This window comes from Derxia lacustris (genome assembly GCF_002105195.1).
In the GTDB taxonomy this organism is placed as follows: Bacteria; Pseudomonadota; Gammaproteobacteria; order Burkholderiales; family Burkholderiaceae_E; genus Derxia; species Derxia lacustris.
This window is the reverse complement of record NZ_MUHU01000001.1, coordinates 89305-107848: the sequence shown is the minus strand read 5'-3', so window position 1 is coordinate 107848 and position 18544 is coordinate 89305. Positions and strand designations below refer to the sequence as shown.

General features: G+C 70.2%; 17 protein-coding genes. 4 read left to right on the top strand and 13 right to left on the bottom strand.

All coding sequences use genetic code 11. The features are described 5' to 3' along the window. Position 1 precedes the first annotated feature (1 nt). From B9P64_RS00430 to B9P64_RS00420, 3 genes are read right to left on the bottom strand one after another with little or no spacing between them, the layout of a single operon-like run. Positions 2 to 271 (bottom strand): acyl carrier protein, encoded by a 270-nt coding sequence (locus B9P64_RS00430; RefSeq protein WP_085314307.1) that lies wholly within the window; start codon positions 269 to 271, stop codon positions 2 to 4. Further along, on the bottom strand, positions 252 to 2063 hold the full coding sequence (locus B9P64_RS00425) for an acyl-CoA dehydrogenase family protein (protein ID WP_085314306.1): 1812 nt from the start codon (positions 2061 to 2063) through the stop codon (positions 252 to 254). Before B9P64_RS00425 ends, B9P64_RS00430 begins: the two co-directional genes overlap by 20 nt. Next, the gene (locus B9P64_RS00420; protein ID WP_085314305.1) at positions 2060 to 3802 is read right to left on the bottom strand and encodes a fatty acyl-AMP ligase; all 1743 of its coding nucleotides are present in this window, start codon (positions 3800 to 3802) and stop codon (positions 2060 to 2062) included. The genes B9P64_RS00425 and B9P64_RS00420 overlap by 4 nt, the downstream gene beginning before the upstream one ends. 311 nt (positions 3803 to 4113) lie before the next feature. Here B9P64_RS00420 and B9P64_RS00415 point away from each other — a divergent pair, with 311 nt between their 5' ends. Next, positions 4114 to 6669 carry a hybrid sensor histidine kinase/response regulator gene (locus B9P64_RS00415; protein WP_176256667.1) on the top strand — a complete coding sequence of 852 codons (2556 nt, stop codon included), beginning with the start codon at positions 4114 to 4116 and terminating at the stop codon, positions 6667 to 6669. Then, on the top strand, positions 6666 to 7898 hold the full coding sequence (locus B9P64_RS00410) for an EAL domain-containing response regulator (protein WP_085314303.1): 1233 nt from the start codon (positions 6666 to 6668) through the stop codon (positions 7896 to 7898). The genes B9P64_RS00415 and B9P64_RS00410 overlap by 4 nt, the downstream gene beginning before the upstream one ends. 102 nt (positions 7899 to 8000) lie before the next feature. Here B9P64_RS00410 and B9P64_RS00405 read toward each other — a convergent pair whose 3' ends face one another. The 6 genes from B9P64_RS00405 to B9P64_RS29150 form a co-directional block, all read right to left on the bottom strand. Then, positions 8001 to 8879: a toll/interleukin-1 receptor domain-containing protein gene (locus B9P64_RS00405; protein ID WP_085314302.1), complete on the bottom strand. Its 879-nt coding sequence runs from the start codon at positions 8877 to 8879 to the stop codon at positions 8001 to 8003. A gap of 47 nt (positions 8880 to 8926) precedes the next feature. Further along, positions 8927 to 9139: a hypothetical protein gene (locus B9P64_RS23415; protein WP_176256666.1), complete on the bottom strand. Its 213-nt coding sequence runs from the start codon at positions 9137 to 9139 to the stop codon at positions 8927 to 8929. A 174-nt stretch (positions 9140 to 9313) separates the two neighbouring features. Next, positions 9314 to 9802 (bottom strand): dihydrofolate reductase, encoded by a 489-nt coding sequence (locus B9P64_RS00400; protein WP_085314301.1) that lies wholly within the window; start codon positions 9800 to 9802, stop codon positions 9314 to 9316. After that, positions 9802 to 10596 (bottom strand): thymidylate synthase, encoded by a 795-nt coding sequence (gene thyA / locus B9P64_RS00395; protein WP_085314300.1) that lies wholly within the window; start codon positions 10594 to 10596, stop codon positions 9802 to 9804. Before thyA ends, B9P64_RS00400 begins: the two co-directional genes overlap by 1 nt. A 150-nt stretch (positions 10597 to 10746) precedes the next feature. After that, complete coding sequence (locus B9P64_RS00390) at positions 10747 to 11424, bottom strand: OmpA family protein (RefSeq protein ID WP_085314299.1); 678 nt, start codon at positions 11422 to 11424, stop codon at positions 10747 to 10749. A 133-nt stretch (positions 11425 to 11557) separates the two neighbouring features. Further along, entirely contained in the window at positions 11558 to 12220 is a 663-nt protein-coding gene (locus B9P64_RS29150) for a hypothetical protein (RefSeq protein WP_328589839.1), read from the bottom strand. 25 nt (positions 12221 to 12245) lie between these two features. On the opposite strand from B9P64_RS29150, the gene B9P64_RS29145 reads away from it, so the two are divergent. Both B9P64_RS29145 and B9P64_RS00380 read left to right on the top strand, forming a co-directional pair. After that, on the top strand, positions 12246 to 12599 hold the full coding sequence (locus B9P64_RS29145; RefSeq protein WP_328589838.1) for a DUF2325 domain-containing protein: 354 nt from the start codon (positions 12246 to 12248) through the stop codon (positions 12597 to 12599). A gap of 298 nt (positions 12600 to 12897) precedes the next feature. Then, positions 12898 to 13422 carry a GAF domain-containing protein gene (locus B9P64_RS00380; protein ID WP_085314298.1) on the top strand — a complete coding sequence of 175 codons (525 nt, stop codon included), beginning with the start codon at positions 12898 to 12900 and terminating at the stop codon, positions 13420 to 13422. Between the two features lie 35 nt (positions 13423 to 13457). On the opposite strand, the gene B9P64_RS00375 is transcribed toward B9P64_RS00380, so the two are convergent. From B9P64_RS00375 to B9P64_RS00365, 4 genes are all read right to left on the bottom strand, one after another. Beyond that, positions 13458 to 15305, bottom strand: coding sequence for an ABC transporter transmembrane domain-containing protein (locus B9P64_RS00375; RefSeq protein ID WP_085314297.1), 1848 nt, complete (start codon positions 15303 to 15305; stop codon positions 13458 to 13460). A 167-nt stretch (positions 15306 to 15472) separates the two neighbouring features. Then, positions 15473 to 16531, bottom strand: a complete 1059-nt coding sequence (locus B9P64_RS00370; RefSeq protein WP_176256665.1) for a glycoside hydrolase family 16 protein — start codon at positions 16529 to 16531, stop codon at positions 15473 to 15475. Positions 16532 to 16700: 169 nt separating this feature from the next. Then, entirely contained in the window at positions 16701 to 17192 is a 492-nt protein-coding gene (locus B9P64_RS24860; protein ID WP_176256664.1) for a hypothetical protein, read from the bottom strand. A 90-nt stretch (positions 17193 to 17282) separates the two neighbouring features. Further along, complete coding sequence (locus B9P64_RS00365) at positions 17283 to 18524, bottom strand: lipocalin-like domain-containing protein (protein WP_085314295.1); 1242 nt, start codon at positions 18522 to 18524, stop codon at positions 17283 to 17285. Positions 18525 to 18544: the final 20 nt, after the last annotated feature.

Genomic DNA, 18544 nt, shown 5'->3' with positions numbered 1-18544 from the left:
TTCAGGCGGCGCGGGCGGCGAGATGGCCGGCCAGGTGGTCGGCGATGGCGTCGATGGTCGGGCAGTCCCACAGCAGCGTCGGTTCGAGTTCGAGCCCGAGCCGCTCTTCCAGCTCGCCAGAGACGGTGAGCGCGGCGATCGAGTCGAGGCCGTAGCTGGTCAGCGCGCGGGCCGGATCGACCTCGTGCGGCGGGATCCGCAGTTCGCGGCCGAGCAGGTCGGCGAGCAGGCTGCGCAGGCTGGTGGCGAGGTCAGGCGAAGAGAGATTCATGGCGGGATTCCGGTTGCGGTGTCGGTTCGAATTCGGGGTCGGCTTCGCGCGCGCCTTCGGGCGCCAGCGGCCAGGGCAGCAGCGAGTACATCTGCGGCTCGACGGTCTGGGCGTCGAGCCGGTCGATCAGCGCGGCGGTGGCGTCGGCGCCGAGCTGGCCGGCGGTGAAGCGGGCGTCGGCGCCGCGTTCGAGCGCGGCGAGCAGCCAGTGGCCGGCGGCGAAGAAGCCGGGCCGGCGGTCGCGGTTGAGCAGCCACAGGCCGAGCGCGGCGACCGCGCCGTGCAGCGCGCAATAGCGTTCGGCCAGCGCGAAGCGGCGCGCCGAGTTGCGCTGGCCGCGCGGCGTGGCGTCGGCGAGCGTTTCGGTGTCGATGGCGGCGATGGCGTCGGCCAGCTGCGCGACGGCGCGGCCGAGCGCGGCGAGCCGGTCGGCCGGGCAGTCGGCATCGGCGTCGAGCGCGGCAAGCCGGTCGGCCAGCGCGGGCAGGCTTTCGATGACGGCGTCGCGGCCACGGCCGAACAGCGTGAGCCGGCCGTAGTCGAGCGGCGGCAGGGCGCGGTCGAGGTCGTAGAGCGCGTCGATGGCGGTGGCGTCGAGCCGCAGGCCGCGCTGGCGGGCGCGCGCCAGCTCGGGCAGGAAGGTGGCGAGACTGTCGAGGCAGACGATGCTGCTGCCGTCGAACACCGCCACCACCGCGCCGTCGCGCAGGAACTTCTGGAACATGCCGTCGGCGTGCTTCTCGCGCAGGTAGTAGCGCGCGCCGAGCACGGCGGCGAGTTCGTGCATGGCGTTGTCGACCAGATGCGTGGCCTGCACCTTGGCGATGCTCGACCAGGTCGAGAACTGCTCGGCATGCAGATGCAGTCCGCGCGCCGCGACCAGCGCCACGCACTCGGCCATGAGCTGCGAGAGATAGGCGTTGGCGAGCGTGTCGGCCACATGCGGCAGGCGGTCGATGCTGTTGCCGTAGAGCTGGCGCCGGCGCGCGAAGTCGGTGACCAGGCGCAGCGCGCTGTCGCCCACGCCGAGCGACAGCGCGGTGCAGTAGGTGCGCGTGACCTGGAAGCCCTTGAGCGCGAGTTCGAGTCCGTGGCCCTCGGCGCCGATGCGCGCCATGGCGGGCATGCGGCAGTCGCGAAAGCCGATGCCGCTGATGTCGCAGCCGCGCAGGCCGTGGGTGCGCACGCGCGGCAGGTGGTAGTAGCGGCTCGCGTCGAGCCAGCTCTTGTGCACGATGAACAGCGAATGGTTGCGCAGATGCGGGCCGGCATCGGTGCGCGCCAGCATCACCAGGAAGTCGCTGCGGGTGGCGCGGTTGATCGGCCATTTCTCGCCGCGCAGGCGGTAGTCGGCGCCGTCGCGGCTGGCGCGCAGGTCGTTGGCCGTCAGGTCGGCGCCGTGCTGTTCCTCCGAATAGGCCAGGCAGGGGAACTGGCCGGCGTCGAGCACCCAGCCGGCGATGCGGCGCTGCTGCTCGGCGCTGCCGCCGATCCAGGCCAGCACGGTCCACAGCATGGTGCTGTAGCTCACCGCCACCGACATGTTGCGGCGCGCCAGCGTGCGGCCCAGCGCCAGAAAGCTCTCGCTGTCGTCGAACTCGCCGCCGAGCGCGCGCGGCACATAGCCGCGGTGCAGGCCGAAGTTGTGCAGCCGGGTCACGGCGGCGTCGGGCAGCGCTTCGTCCTCGTCCCAGGCGATGGCGTTGCGAAACGAAAGCAGGTTGTCGGGCGTGAGCGGATCGCCGAGCCAGTGCTCGAAACGGTCGGCCAGCGGGTAGTGGGCGCGGGTCATGCGAGGCTTCCTTCGAGTTCGAAATCGTTGGCCGGCGGGCTGGCCAGCGCGAGCTCGCCGGCCAGCAGCCGTTCGCGCGCGAGCCGGCGCTGGGTCTTGCCGCTCGAGGTGCGCGGGATGCCGCCCGGCCGCACGAAGGCGAGCCGGACGATCTGCAACTGGTGCTCGCGCGCGACCGCGTCGCGGATTGCGGCGGCGAGCGGCGCGGGGTCGGCGGCGAGCTGATGGCGGTCGAGTTCGACCACCAGGCCCAGGCCCTCGCCATCGCCGGCGTCGAGCGCGAAGGCGGCCGCGCCGCGCGGGCGCTGGCCGTCGGGCAGGTCGGCCAGCGTCGCCTCGATGTCGTGCGGGTAGTGGTTGGCGCCGCGCACGATGATCATTTCCTTGATGCGGCCGGTGACGTAGAGCTCGCCGTCGACCAGGGCGCCGAGGTCGCCGGTGCGCAGCCAGCTGCCCGGCTCGCCGTCGATGCGCGCATCGAAGGTGGTGGCGCTGTCGGCGGGCCGGCGCCAGTAGCCGGCGGCCACGGTTTCGCCCTGCACCAGGATTTCGCCGATGGCGCCGGCCGGCAGCGGCGCGCCGCTGTCGGCGTCGACGATGACGACGCGGGTGTCGGGATCGGGCCGGCCGCTGCTGACGAGCGGGAGCGCGTCGGCCGCGTCGGGCGCGGCGGCGCGCACCTGGCCCTGGCCGAGGCTGGCGCGCTCGGCGGCGAGCACGCGGGCGCCGGCGCCGGGCGTGGCGCCGCTCACGTAAAGCGTGGTCTCGGCCATGCCGTAGCAGGGGAAGAAGGCGCTGGCGCGGAAGCCGGCCGGCGCGAAGGCGTCGGCAAAGCGGCGCAGCGTGTCGGCGCGCACCGGCTCGGCGCCGTTGGCCGCGAGCCGCCAGGCCGACAGGTCGAGCGCCGCGAGCTGGTCGGGCCGCACCCGGCTGGCGCACAGCTCGTAGGCAAAGTTGGGCGCCGAGCTGATGCTGCCGCCGACCCGGGTCATCACGTCGAGCCAGCGCAGCGGCCGCTGCAGGAAGGTGTAGGGGCTCATCAGCCAGACCGGGCAGCGCGTGTACATCGGCTGGAGCAGTCCGCCGATCAGGCCCATGTCGTGATACGGCGGCAGCCAGATCACGCCGACGTCGGCCGGCGTGCAGTCCATGGCGCGCTGGATCATCCGCGAGTTGGTGACCAGATGGCGGTGTTCGAGCATCACGCCCTTCGGCGTGCCGGTGGAGCCGGAGGTGAACTGGAGCACCGCGAGCGTGCCGGCGTCGAGCGGCGTCTCGGTCCAGGCGTGGGCGTCGGCGGCGTCGATGGCGTCGGTGGCGAGCCAGCGTGCGCGCGCGGCGATCGGCCGGCCCCATTCGGTCGTGGCCAGCGTGTCGAGCGTGCGCTGCGACGACAGCAGTACCGCCGCGTCCGCGCTGGCCAGCACCTGCTCGATGCGCGCATACGAGGCATTGGGGCGCGGCGCGTACACCGGCACTGCGGTCACGCCGGCATACAGGCAGCCGAGCAGGGCGCGCACATAGTCGGGGCCGGGCGGATAAAGCAGTACCGCGCGTTCTCCGGCCAGGCCCGCGGCCACGAGGTGGGCGGCGATGGCGCGCGCCGCATCCGACAGCTCGCGATAGGTGCAGGCGATGTCGCCTTCGCTGGCCGAGCCGAGAAAGGTGAAGGCGACCTGGTCGGGCGCATCGGCGCGGGCCGACTCGACGATGTCGCGCCAGGTGGGATTTGCAGGCATGAACGCTCCGGATTTTTGCTGGGTGCAATCGACCGGCGCATGCTTGCGTTCGCGAGGTAACCGATTTCTAACGTTTCACCGCATCGTGAAATGTTGGCGCTCGCTTGTTCTTGCGCTGCGGCGCGCGTCGCGCGCGAATGTCCGGACTCACATTTGCGGCAGGGCCTGCAAACGCTTGCAGCCGGTTCCGCACCCCGCTCGGCGATGTCGGATGCCCCGAACAGTCCCGACTCTCCGCAGCAAATCCCCGCATGGCGCGGCCGCTTCGGTCGGGACAATCGCTGTCGCGACGTTTCCGCCCTCCGCCCGCCATGCCCGCCGACACAGTCCTGCTTCTCCTGCCGCTTGCCTGCGCGCTGACCTTTGCCGGGCTGTGGTTCTGGCCGCGCCTGATCGCGCCGCCGGGCGCCGAGCGCGGCTGGTCGGCGCGGCTCGACGACGGGCCGTGGATTGCACTCGTCGGCGCGCTCACCGGACTGCTGTGCTGGGCGCCGCTCGGGTTGCTGGCCAGGCGCGGCTGGCTCGATGCCGAGCTGGCGATGGTGGCGGCGATCGCCGCCGTGCTGGCGGCCAGCCGGGCCGCCGATCTGGCCCATTGCGCGCGGGCGCGCCGGGCCCAACGTCTGCTCACCGAGGTGCACGAGGAACTCGACGAACGCATGCGCCAGCAGGCGCGCCAGCTTGACATCGAGCGCCGCCGCATGGGCGCGCTGATCCGCGTGGCGAGCGACGGCTATGTGATGGTCGACCGCGCCGGCCGCATCCTTGAACTGAATACCGCTGCCGAGGCGCTGCTTGGCTGCAGCGCCGCCGAGGCGGCCGAGCGCTCGCTGCTCGATGCGCTGGCGCCGCTGGCCCGGCCGCGCAGCCAGTGGCCCGAGGATGAATTCGAAGCCTGGGTCGCGGCGCGCGGCGCGCGGCTGCGCTTCGACCAGCAGCTGCGCCGCTGCGACGGCAGCGAGCTGCCGGTGGAAGTGGCCATCGCCCGGCTGCGCGATGAACGCGGCGCGCCGTTCGCGATCTTTCTGCGCGACATCAGCGAGCGGCGCCGCGCCAAGGCCGCGCTCGAAGCCGCGCGCGATGCGGCCGAGGCCGGCTCGCGCGCCAAGAGCAGCTTTCTGGCCACCATCAGCCATGAGATCCGCACGCCGATGAACGCCATCATCGGCATGCTCGAACTGCTCAGCATGACCAGGCTCGAGGACCGCCAGCGCGAGACCGTGGCGCTGGTGCGCGAGGCCAGCGCCTCGCTGCTGGTGCTGATCGACGATGTGCTCGACTTTTCCAAGATCGAGGCCGGCAAGCTGTCGCTCGCGCCCGAGCCCTTCGCCATCGCCGATCTGGCGCGCAACCTGGCGCGCGTGTTCGAGGCCAGCGCGCGCGAGAAGGGCGTGCGGCTCGACTGCCACATCGACGGCCTGCTGGAACCGACCCATCTGGTCGACGGCCACCGGCTGCGCCAGATCCTCAGCAACTTCCTCAGCAATGCGGTCAAGTTCACCCGCGCCGGCAGCGTCGTGCTGCGCGTCGCCGCCGAGCCGACCGAGCTGGGCCCGCGCGGCCTGCGCCAGCAGCGGCTGCGCATCTCGGTCAGCGATACCGGCATCGGCATGGCGCCCGACACCGTCGCCAAGCTGTTCCAGCCCTTCGAGCAGGCCGACTCGGCCACCACGCGCGAGTTCGGCGGCACCGGTCTGGGCCTGGCCATCAGTCGCCGCATCGCCGATCTGATGGGCGCGCGCATCGATGTGCAAAGCCGGCTCGGCACCGGCACCCAGCTCACGCTCACGGTCGAGCTGGCGGTGGTCGGCGCGCCGGCGGTCAATTCGCTCGACCCCTTCACCCGCACCAACGTGATGGCGGCGCTCGGCGTCGAAGCGGCCGGCGGCGCGCCCGACGCCGCCGTGGCGGCCGAGCCCGACATCCTGGTGGTCGACGACCATCCGACCAATCTGCGCCTGCTGCGCCAGCAGCTGCGCGTGCTGGGCCATGGCGCCGAATGCGCCGAGAACGGCCAGCGCGCGCTCGACGCCTTCGGCCAGCGGCGCTGGCGGCTGGTGATCTCGGACTGCCAGATGCCCGGCATGGACGGCTACCAGTTCGCCCGCCTGCTGCGCGAGCACGAGCGCATCCACAACCTGCCGCGCACGCCGCTGCTGGGCTTTACCGCCAACAGCCACCGGGAGGCGCTCGACGCCTGCCTGGCTGCCGGCATGGACGATGTGCTGACCAAGCCGGCCGAGCTGGCCGGCCTGCGCGCCAAGCTCGACCGCTGGCTCGGCGCGCCGGCCAAGGTCGCGCCCAAGCCCTGGAGCGCCGGCGGCGCCAGCCCGACCCAGCCGCTCGACGTGCCGCCGCTCGACCTCACGCCGCTGCCGCGCGACGCCATGCTCTACGAGCCGCGCCGGCTGCTCGATGCCGCCGGCGGCGATGCCGGCCAGCTCAGCGAAGTGGCGAGCGAATTCATGCAATCGGCCCAGGCCGACCTCGACGCGGTCCGCAGCGCCGCCGCCGAGGGCGACGGTGCGGCGCTGCGCCGTGCCGCGCATCGGCTGAAGGGCGCGGCGCGCGTCATCGGCGCCGGCCGGCTGGCCGAGGCGGCCGCGCGCATCGAGGAGCAGGCCGGCATCGCCTCGGCCAGCTCGCAGGGCGACGACGTGGCCGCCACCGTGCCGCTGGCCTCGCTTGCCCACGCCACCCAGCCCGGCGAAACCCGGCGCGCCGCGCGCATCGCCAGCCAGGTCGGCGATCTGGTCGCCAATTTCGAGCGGCTGCGCTCGGCCCTGCCGGTGCGCCGCGCCGAGCAGCCCGCCGGCGCCGCCGAGCCCGACTTTCCGCCGCCGCTGCCCAATCCGCCGCGCAGATGAGCGCCGTGCCGACCCAGCCGGCCGACGGCGAGTTGCAGGTACTCGTCGTCGACGACGAGCCGTTCCAGCGCCGCACGCTGGCGCGCCAGCTGCGCGCCGCCGGCGCCGGCAGCGTGGCCGAAGCCGAGGACGGCGCCGCCGCGCTGCGCTGGCTGCATGCGCACGGCGACGAAGCCTGGCTGGTGCTCTGCGACCTCGACATGCCGGGCATGGACGGGCTGGAACTGCTGCGCCATTTCGATGCCGCCAATCCGCGCGGCGCCATCGCCCTGCTCAGCGCCCACGATGCCGATGTGCTGCGCTCGGCCGCGCTGCTCGGCGGCGCCGACAGCCAGCGCCTGCTCGGCACCTGGGCCAAGCCGCTCGCCGCCGCCGAGCTGGCCGATCTGCTCATGCGCTGGCGCCTGCTGGCCGGCGAAAGCCTGCTGCTGCCGACCGACGCCGGCAGCGCCGCCCGCATCGGCCTGCGCGAACTGCGCGCCGCCCTGGCCGACGGCCGCGTGGTGGCCTGGCTGCAACCCAAGATCGAGCTGGCCAGCGGCCGCGTGGTCGGTGCCGAGGCGCTCGCGCGGCTCGACCTGGGCGCCGGCGGCGTGATGCTGCCGGGCCAGTTCTGGCCCCAGGTGGCGACCGACGGCCGCGAGCTGGACACCACGCTGACGCTGATCGGCCAGCTCGGCCGCGCGCTGCCGGCCATCCTGGCGCGCCGGCCGGGCTTCGTGGTGGCGCTCAATCTCGGGCTCGACAGCATCGCCGGCACCGAGGCGCTGCCCCGCCTCGCGGCGGCGGTCGAGGCGGCCGGCATCGCGCGCGAGCATCTGATGTTCGAGATCACCGAAGGCGCGGCGGCGGCGCAATCGGCGGCGGCGGCCGGCAATGTGGCGCGGCTGCGCATGCGCGGCTTCCGGCTGTCGATCGACGATTTCGGCACCGGCCATTCCACGCTGGAGCAGCTCTACCGGCTGCCGTTCTCGGAGCTGAAGCTGGACCGCAGCTTCGTGCAGCAGGCCATGCACGACCGCACCGCGCGCGCGATGGTGCAAAGCACGCTGGAACTGGCGCGCACGCTCGGCCTGTCGACCGTGGCGGAGGGCGTGGAGGACGCAGCCACCGCCGCGCTGCTCAAGGAACTGGGCTGCGATTGCGCCCAGGGCTGGCTGTTCGCGCCGGCGATGGCGCCGGAGGATTTTGTGCGGTGGATGGCGGGGCAGAAGCAGGTAATTACATAAAGCTTTTAATTCAAGTATTTGTTATCGAATTCTTATTGGTGCAAGTCATCAATAATGAAATTGATTTCTTGGGTATTTGGTGGTTCGAATGGTCGAGTCGGGCTACATGCCGTAATACTTACTGCTAAAACCTACCGAAAATGGTGCGCCATCAAACAGGCAGGCAACATTGACTTTTAGCCTGCGACGGTGATCGTAATAAATGTGTGCGTGCGTACTTTTACGAATGAATTCGAGCTCGTTCGGATTGATGCTTAATGCTTCAAGGATTGGTTCTGAATCAAACTCAGTATTCTGATAGCGAGGGGCAGTACATTTTATTTCGATGTATGCATAACTGATGAAGTTTCCTTCGGCCTCAAGAAATAGATGGCAGTCATTTGTGTCAATGATGATATTGCTAGCGCTATTCGGTATGCCGCCTGTGAGTTCGGCGGCTTGTTGTACTGTGCATCCGACATATTGAAATGGTCTGTGAAAGGGTTTGGGTAACAATGGGAGTGATTGCCGGAGTGCCTTGTCGATTGCAATGCCAAGATTGGAGTTGGTGCTTTGTAGTACGAACGCTTTTCTGTTGAAAACGATATCCATGCTGCGTACCAAGCCTTCAAGTTCGATCATGTAACGTGACTCGTCTTGAAAGTCGGCGTAGCGTTTTCCCAAGAGAAAGCCCGGTAACTCGCATTTGCGATACATGATTGGAAGTACTTTGATCCTGCGCCCTGCAATTTCTTGATTCATTGCTACATCCATCTCCCGCTGCACCCAAGATGAGTTGACTGAGGCGGGCGATAAAATTATCGCAACAAAGTCCATTTCGTCTATGCCGGTACGGATTTTTTCGATGAGTGAGTCGCCAATCTTGATTTCCGCCTCATCCAGCCAGCATTGAATTCCCTGTGCGTCTAAATCGATTGCTAGGCGGCGTACGAATGCTTTGTCCGCGTGATTGTGGCTAAGAAATATTCCTTTTGTGTTCATGCTAAGCTCGGAGGAGGTTTCATTAATGAGATTTTCGCAGCACTGGTTTATTCTTTGGGTGAATCTTTTGCCGAGATGGCAATATAGGTTGCATGAATGATGATGGTGTCTGTATCGGTTATGTGGTGGGATTTGTCAACGATAATGGCAAATTTCAGCAGGTTATATTCTGGGAACCAATGTTCTGCTTGCTGGGAATTTAAATAAAATTTGTCGCCTATTGAAAATGAATTGAATGGGAGTGGGCTTTCAATGTTCATGACTCGGTCATTTGCTAACGAGTCGCGGCATACTTGGAGATTGTAAACGACGGATTTCTGAATTTCCATTAAATTCTCCGGTTGACTATTTGTTCCCATCAAGAACTGATGCGGATTGGTGCAAGAGTAACCAGCAATATTCTTGCTGCCAATCGCATCATTTTTAATCAGCTTTCAGCAGCGCCGGTACTCCACGAACGCATGCGCCGGCGCGCCGGTCGCGGCATCGGCCGGATGCGTTTCGCGCGCCACTTCCACCAGCCCGGCCGGCAGCGGCGGCAGTCGCGTGTCGCCGTCGGGATCGAGCGCCACTTCGGTAATCACGAAGCGCTCGGCGCGCGCGAACGCCAGTGCATAGAGCTGGGCGCCGCCGATCACGAACACCTCGGGCGCGTCGGCCGCGAGCGCCAGCGCCGCGTCGAGCGAGCCGACCACCTCGGCGCCGGCCGCCGCGTAGTCCGGGTTGCGGCTCACCACGATGTTGCGGCGCCCGGGCAGCGGCCGGCCCAGCGATTCCCAGGTGTTGCGGCCCATGACGATGGGCGCGCCGAGCGTGGTGGCCTTGAAATGCCTGAGGTCGGCCGGCAGCCGCCAGGGCAGGCTGTTGTCGCGGCCGATGATGCCGTTGCGCGCGACGGCGACGATGACGGAAAGCCGGCTCATCAGATCGCCACCGCCGCCTTGATGTGCGGATGCGCCTCGTAGCCGACCAGCTCGAAATCCTCGTACTCGTAGCCGTCGATGCTGTCGGGCTTGCGCTTGATGACGAGCTTCGGCAGCGGGAACGGCTCGCGCCCGAGTTGCTCGCGCGCCTGCTCCAGATGGTTGCTGTACAGATGCACATCGCCGCCGGTCCACACGAAGGTGCCCGGCTCCAGGTCGCACTGGTGCGCGATCAGCATCAGCAGCAGCGCATAGCTGGCGATGTTGAACGGCACGCCGAGGAACACGTCGCAGGAGCGCTGGTACAGCTGCAAATGCAGCTTGCCGTCGATGACGGCGGTCTGGAACAGGCAGTGGCAGGGCGCGAGCTTCATGTCGGGCAGGTCGCCCACGTTCCAGGCGCTGACCAGCTGGCGGCGCGAATTCGGGTCGCGCTTGATCTGGGCGATGAGCTCGGCGATCTGGTCGACGTGGCGGCCGTCGGCGGTGGCCCAGTCGCGCCATTGCTTGCCGTACACCGGGCCGAGGTCGCCGTTGGCGTCGGCCCATTCGTCCCAGATGCTCACCTTGTGCTCATGCAGCCACTTGACGTTGGTGTCGCCGCGCAGAAACCAGAGCAGCTCGATGAAGATGCTGCGCACATGCAGCTTCTTGGTGGTGATGAGCGGAAAGCCGTCGGCGAGGTCGAAGCGCATCTGGTGACCGAACACCGCGCGGGTGCCGGTGCCGGTGCGGTCGGGCCGGTCGTGGCCCTCGTCGAGAATGTGGCGGAGGAGATCGAGGTAGGGCTTCATGGCGGGCTCCGGGCCGGATGCGTCCAGAACGAAAAGCCCGCGAGTGTGGCCGCCGGGCGCGGCGCTGGCAATGCCGCCGCGCGGGCCGGGCTGCTCGGCGGCGGGCCGCGCAGTCGGGCCAGCGCGCCGACGGCCAGCCCGGCGCTCCGCTCAGCGCGCAGCCGTCGTCTGCTCGCCCATGTAGATCTCCACGCGCCGGTTGCGCGCGCGGCCGGCCTCGGTGGCATTGCTGGCGATCGGCTCATGCGAGCCGCGGCCGGCGGTCGCCACATTGGCGCCGGGCACGCCGCGGTTCACCAGATAGGCGCGCACGCTGTTGGCGCGGTCGAGGCTGAGCGGATCGTTGATGGCGTCGCTGCCGGTGCTGTCGGTATGGCCGACGATGCGCACCGTCGCGGCCGGGTTCTGCTTCAGCCCGCTGGCGAACTGGTCGAGGATGCTGCGGAAGTTGGGTTCGATGTCGGCGCGGCCGGTCTCGAACGAGATGTCGCTCGGGATGTCGAGCTTGAGCTGGTTGTCGGGCGTCTGGGTCACGGCCACGCCGGTGCCCTGGGTGGCGCGCTGCATCGACTGCTTTTGCTGCTCCATGCGCTGCGACCAGATGTAGGCGCCGAGCGCGCCGACGCCGGCACCGATCACGCCGCCGGTCACGGCGCTGCGGCCGGTGTGGCCGCCGGCAGTCAGCGCGCCCAGCGCGGCACCGGCGGCCGCGCCGGCACCGGCGCCCTTGGCGGTATTGCTCTGGGTGTCGTTCATGTTGGCGCAGCCGGTGGCGAGCACGGCGGTCGCGGCCAGGGCCAGGGTGCTGCGTTGCAGGAATCGGTTCATGTGGCTCTCCTTGTTGGTGTGGGCAGGCGCCGGCGTGCCGGCGCGTGCGGGCCGCAGTCTTGGCCTGGCGGCTCGCTTCAGGTGCGACGCGCGGTGACAGCCCGTTACCCGGTCGGGCCCGGGATACCTGCGGTCACCGCGTTGGCCGACCGGCGCCGCCAGATGGCTTGCAATGAGAATCGTTCGCATCTAGATTGCAGGCGACGGGAGCTGCGGCACTGCCGCATGCGCCCGGTTGCACCGCGCAAGCCGTCGCCAGCGGGTGCCTTGTCCGTTCGAGAGGTTTGCGATGTGCGATCACTTCATGCGCCTGCCGCTGGGTCTGGGCGCGGTTCATTGCGATGCGCCGTTGCCGCTGCCGGCGCTGGTTGCGGCGGCCGGCGGTTCGCGCCGGCGCCGGCTCTGGGACTTGCCGCACGAGACCCATTGCGCGCTGATCGGCGTGTGCTTCGGGCTCGATGCGCTGCGCCGGCTGGTCGGCAAGGTCACCGGCGGCACGGTGCAGGGCGACGATTACGAGGTGCATGTGGGCGCGGTGGCCGAGAGCCGCTCGCGCAACCGGCTGTCCGAGGCGCTGCAACGCGATCTCGATGCGCGCCATGCGCTGGCGATCCGGCAATGGGCGGCGCTCAAGACGGGCGATGCGGTCGAGGCGCGCTGGCGTGCCGCGCTGGCCGACGGCGCCGAGGTGGGCGCGGCGCTCTGGGTCGCGCTCACCCATCCGCGCTGCGACCCGCTGCTGCAGGAGCGCATCTGCCGCGACATCCACATGCTTCAGCACCAGGTCGGCCGGCACGGCGCCCGCCCCCGAGCCGGCCGCCGTGCCGGCCGAACCGGGCGGCCAGGCGCCGCTGCCGGCGGCCGCGCTGCGCGACCGCGCCGTGCTTTGCGTCGGCGGCCGGGTCAATCATCTGGCGCGCTACCGCCAGACCGTCGAGGACAGCGGTGCGCGCTTCCTGCATCACGACGGTGGGCTGGAGGACAAGCCGGCCCAGCTCGACAGCTGCCTGGCCGCCGCCGATCTGGTCATCTGCCAGACCGGCTGCATCAGCCATGCCGCCTACTGGCGCGTGAAGGACCACTGCAAGCGCACCGGCAAGCGCTGCGTCTTTGTCGAGAACCCGAGCGTTGCCAGCCTGGTGCGCTCGCTGTCGGGGCTGGCCGAGGCCGACTGAGCCCGGCTTGCGGCCACCCGTCGGCGCTGCGGGTTTTTCTCGATTTATGTTGCATTGCATCGTGAAGTCAGATTTCACCGGAAAGTGGGCGTGAACTTGTCACCCGCTGCGCTTTCTCTAGGGAAACTACGTAATCCGACCGACCAGATCGGGCATCAGCAAAGCCCCTGACTTGCTGTCGTTGGCAGTCGCCGCTTAGTCTTTTGTTGCGCCGCGACAAGGTTGCAGGAGCAACCTCAGCCGTGGGCCGCCGGGCAAACCTGCCGGCGTCCGCCACCGTCAACGACCGGGAACGAGCATGCCCCCCCAACTAACCACCCAGGTTTCCGCGCCGCCAGCGCAGCCGGCGCTTGCGGACGAGCAGCTGCATCGCGCGCTCGATGCCCTCGACGCCGCCGCGCCGGACCGTCAGCTGGAGGTACTGGTGGTGCTGTGTCAGGCCGCCGGCTTTGCCGGGCTGGCCGTGGTGCGGGCCGATGGCGATGGCCGGCTGCGGCTGACCGGCGGCGTGCAGCTCGATGCCGATAGCGAGGCGCGCGGTCGTGGCTGGTCGCCGGGCCAGGGGCTGCCGGGCCGGGTGTTCGTCACCGGCCAGCCGGCGGTGCTCGACGGCGAGCGGGCCGCCGAGGAGCTGGCCGCCGCGCCGCGGCTGTTTGCGTCGGCGCCTGGCGACGACCGGCTGCTGGCGGTACCGATCCGCCAGCGCGGCCAGGTCACCGGCAGCCTGGTGGCACTGCGGCGCGGCGTCGCGCCGGGCACGCTCGCGGTCGACGATCTGCGCATGCTGGCCCAGGTGGCGCCGACGCTGGCGCGCGCGGTCTGAGCCGGCGGCGCGCGGCCGGCGGCACCTGACGCGCCTCAGCCCGTCACCGGCTCGCCGTCGGGTTGCAGGCCGGCCAGCCGCGCATACATGCCGCCGCGCGCCAGCAGCTCGCCGGGCGGGCCCATTTCCACCACGCGGCCGGCTTCGACCACCACGATCAGATCGGCCTTGCGCACCGTGCTGAGCCGATGGGCGATGACCAGCGTCGTGCGGCCGCGCATCGCCGCTTCCAGCCCTTCCTGCACCAGCTTCTCGCTCTCGGTGTCGAGCGCGCTGGTGGCCTCGTCGAGCAGCAGCACCGGCGGGTTCTTGAGGATGGCGCGCGCAATCGCGATGCGCTGCTTCTGCCCGCCGGACAGCCGCACGCCCTTTTCGCCGAGGAAGGTGCGGTAGCCGTCGGGCAGGCGGGCGATGAACTCGTCGGCCAGCGCGGCGCGCGCGGCGGCGATCACCTCGGCCTCGCTCGCGTCGGGCCGGCCGTAGCGGATGTTGTCGAGCGCATCGGCCGAGAAGATCGCCGGCTCCTGCGCCACCACGCCGATCTGCCGGCGCAGCTCGCGCGGATCGAGCCGGCGGATGTCGTGGCCGGCAAACCGGATCGCGCCCGACTCGATGTCGTAGAAGCGCAGCAGCAGCTGGAACACGGTGGTCTTGCCGGCACCGCTCGGGCCCACAAGCGCGACCGTTGCGCCGGCCGGCACATCCAGGCTGAAGCCGGCCAGCGCCTGCACCAGCGGCCGCGACGGATAGCGGAAGCCGACGTTGTCGAAGCGGATCAGCGGCGGCGCGGCGCTGCCGGCGCTGCGGTGGGCGCGCGGGTCGAGCGCCATCAGATCGGCATCGAGCGGCTCGGGATCGGCCGGCGCGGCGACCGATGGCTCGGCGGCGAGCAGCTCGGCCAGCCGCTCGGTGGCGCCGGCGGCGCGCTGCACATCGCTCCACACCTCGGCCAGCACGCCGACCGAGCTGGCCGCGAAGGCCGCGTACATCACGAAGGCGGCGAGGTCGCCCTGGCTCATGCGGCCGGCCATCACGTCGCGCGCGCCGAGCCACAGCACGAAGACGATGGCCGCGAACACGCCGCCGATCATCGCGGCCATGAGCAGCGAGCGGGTGCGGCTGCGGCGCACCGCCACGGCAAAGCTGCGCTCGACGCTCTCGGCATGGCGCGTGGCCTCGCGGTCTTCCTGGGCATAGGCCTGCACGGTCTGGATCGCGCCGAGCACCTCGCCGGCCAGCGCCGCGCTGTCGGCGATGCGGTCCTGCGATTCGCGCGACTGGCGCCGCACGCGCCGGCTGGCGATCACCAGCGGCACGACCACCACCACGAGCAGCAGCAGCGTCACGCCGAACAGGCGCGGACTGGTCACGCCGAGCATCGCCAGCCCGCCGGCGAGCTGGAACAGGCTGCGCAGCCCCATCGACGCCGACGAGCCGACGACGGTCTGCACCAGGGTGGTGTCGCCGACCAGCCGCGACAGCACTTCGCCGGTACGGGTTGTTTCAAAAAACTCGGGCGACTGGGCCAGCATGCGGCGTTGCACCGCGATGCGGAGATCGGCGGTCACGCGCTCGCCGAGCCAGCTGACTTGATAAAAGCGGCCGGCCATCAGCGCGGCCCAGGCCAGCGCAATGCCGAGCAGGCCGAGGAAATGGCCGCCGACCGGCTGGCCGGCGACGAAGCCGCGATCGACCAGATCGCGGAAGGCCCAGGGCACGGCCAGCAGCGCCAGCGAGGCGCCGATCAGCAGCACGAAGGCAAAGCCGAGCCGGGCGCGGTAAGGGCGGATGAAGGGCAGCAGCGTGCCCAGGGTGGCGAGGGCGGGGCGGCTGGCCGGCGTGGCTGCCGCCGCGTCGGCGGGACGGGCGAGGGAATCGGGCATGGGCGCAGGAGGAGAGTCGGCCTGCGGAAGGCGGCCGGCGAGGCCCGATTCTGGCGCCGGTGCCGGTCGGCCGGCGGGCGCTCGGGTTACCGGAGTGCCGCGCGCACGGGCCGCAGGCGGCGCTCGATCAGCCGCGTCCGACGCCCGGGCCGGCGGCGATCAATGCATCAATGCGTGTCGTCGAGCGCCCAGGCCGCCACATGGTCGATCAGCAGCGTGGCCGGCGCGGGCGTGCTGGCGTCGGACTTGCCCACGCTGCCGTGGCTGCCGACCGCCAGATTGATGAGCAGATACATCGGCGTGCGCATGCTCTCGGGCGTGGGCGCGCTGGCGATCGGCTGGCGGTCGATGTACCAGGTGACGACATCGGCGGTCCACAGCACGCCGTACAGATGGAAGGCGCTGGCAGCGTCGGGCACATGGGTCTGGCAGGGCGAATGGGCCCAGCCCTTCGAGTCGATCCAGTTCAGGTTGAACTTGATCAGATCGACCTTCTGGCCAGCCACCTCGAACACGTCCAGTTCGGGCGGCCAGCGTCGGTCGGTCGGCAGCAGCCAGAACGCCGGCCAGAGCGCCTTGCCGGCCGGCATGCGCGCGCGCAGCTCGAAATAGCCGAAGCGCTGGCTGAAGAACTTGTGCGACGACAGCAGCCCCGAGGTGAAGTGGGCATTGCCCAGCAGCGAGCGGAGCTCGGGCGGCGTGCGGTCGGCGGTGATGCCGAGCACACCATCCTTGATGGAGAACGGGTCGAGCTTGAGCGGTATCGCGCCGGTGCCGCGAAAGCCGGCATCGACATAGACCTGCTCCTCGCCGTTGGGCAGCGAGCGCTTGACGAGTCCGTCGTAGCCGAACCAGCGGTGCGTCACCGGATCGTGGCCGCCATCGAAATGCGGCGCCCAGTGCTGGTCGTCGAGTTGCAGCCGGTCGAAGCGGTCGACGAAGCTGAGCTTGAGCCGGGCGTGGCCGGTGGTGTTGGCGCGGGTGTTGATCTGGCAGACCACCGGCTTGTCCGCCGGGCGGTCGGGCGGATCGGCCATGGCCCGGTCGGCGGCTGGCAGGTCGAGCGTGTCGGGGATGTCGGCGGGAGCCGGCGCGCTGAGATCGGGCGTGGGCACGTCGACGATGGTGTAGGGCAGTGGCGCGGGCCGTTTCGCCTCCTTGGAGCAGGCGGCAAGAACGAGCAGCAGCGCGGCAAGTGCCGCAGTGCGCGGGCGGAACGAAGGCATGCGAATGAGTCCGTGAACGGCCACCGGCGACGGCCGGCGGCGATGCGCCAATTCGCGCACGGAGCGCCTTGCCAAGCGCTTGCCAACGGCCGTCGGCCGGGCCGCGAGCGTGCGGAGTTGCCGCATCGCCGCGCCGTGGCGGCCGCTCGGGCGCGGCCGCCGGACCGCTTCAGATCGGCCCGTTCTCGTCCAGCGCCTCGACCGACACCATCTGCTCGCGCAGCGCGAAGCGGGCATAGAAGTGGGTGTACTTGTCGAAGTCGGGATCGTTCTCCATCGCGGCGATGGCTTCCTTGTCGCTCCACAGCACATGGCACAGGCCGTCGACGCGGATCGCCACGGCGGCGGCGCAGGCGTCCTTTTCCTCGATCGGCTCGGGCTGGTAGACGCCTTCGCCGAGCAGCGCGTCGGCGCGGTAGAGCGGCGTGTCCCAGCCGTGGGCTTCGCCGAGCGCATAGACGGCCGGGCAGTCGTCCTTGACTCCTGGGGTCTCGGGCGTCTTGTCGAACAGGTCGAGCAGTTCGCGCGCGCTGGTCACGTCATAGATTTCCCAGGGCTCGCGGCCGCCGAGGGCGTAGACCTTGCGGATGAAATCCGGCAGGTCGAAGGCGAACCATGCCTTCACATCGCCTTGTTTCGGTTCTTCAACGACGTAGATCACGGTTTCTCCGGGAGTAGTTAAGTAGCGCTGGCGCCGGGCCATGCAGATTTGGTGCCGTGCCGGTTTTGTCGCGAAGCCGACAGCGCCGCCTCAGAGCTTGAGCGCGCCGGCATAGCCGGTGAGTTCGAGATAGCCGAGGCCGACGCGGCGGCCGTCCTCCAGCGCGCGCACCGCGCCTTCCCAGTAGACGGTGCCGGTCGAGCGGCGCGAGTCGAGCTCCTGATCGTCGAGCAGCGGTTCGAGCACCAGCCGGCGCGCGCCGAGCTGTACCGCCATCGCGACCGGATAGCGCGCGCCGCTGCGCGGGCTGGTCCACCAGCGCAGCGGGGTCAGCGCCGGCGCGCCCGGATCGGTGACGGTGGCGCTGCCGGCGGCGCGCCAGCTCGCGTGCTGCCAGAGCGGCGCGGCGCCGTCGCCGGCGCCCTTGCGGCGCATGCGGAAGGCCATGAAGGCGCCGCCGTCGTCGAGATTGAGCGCCAGCCAGTCCCAGCCGGCGGCATCGGCCGCGAGGTACTGGCTCGACCATTCGCGGTCGAGCCAGGCGCGGCCGCTGACGGCGCGGGCGCGGCCGGCGCGGCTGACGCTGCCGGTCACGGCGAGCCCGGGTAGCGAGTAGTAATGGCTGGCCGGCACCGGCTGGCCGGGCAGCGCCGGCGATTTCTGCGACCAGCCGGCGTCGCCTTGCAGCATCGCCGGCTGGGTCGGCGCAAAGCTCAGGTCGAGCGTGAAGTCGCGCGCGGGCAGCCGGGCCTGCCAGCGGTCGCTGGCGGCGTCGCGCGCGAGCGACCAGTCGCCGAGCACGAGGCGCGCATCGCCTTCGGCAGCGACGGCGTCGGCGAAGCCGGCGCGCAGCGCGCGGTCGTCATGCAGCGCATGGCCCGCGGCCGGATCGGACAGCGCCACATGCGCGAACACGATCTGGCGCGGCGCGAAGCGCGAGGCGTTGTCGGCAGCGACCGCGAGCCGGCTGCGGAAGAAGGTGATCTGGAAGCCGAGCGGCGCGGCGCCGTCGGCATCGAGCCAGCCGGTGACGTACCACCACTCGGTGCGAAACCGCGGATGGGCGCCGTGATCGCGCGGGAAGGTCAGCCGGGCGCCGCGCTGCGGTTCCGCGAAGTCGGCGTCGGCCGGGTTGGCGGCGGCGCGTGCGTCTGCATTGCCGGCAGCGCCGGCCGCTGCGCCGCCATCCGCGCCGGCCGCCCGGCTCGCGCGCCCGGCCAGCCCGGCGCCCGCTGCCAGCGCGCCGGCCAGCAGACGTCGGCGCGTCAGCGCCGCCGGCAGATCGATGGGCGCCGGCGTCGCTGCCGGCCCGTTCCTGTCACCGCTGTCCATACCCGCTCCTTCACCGCGCC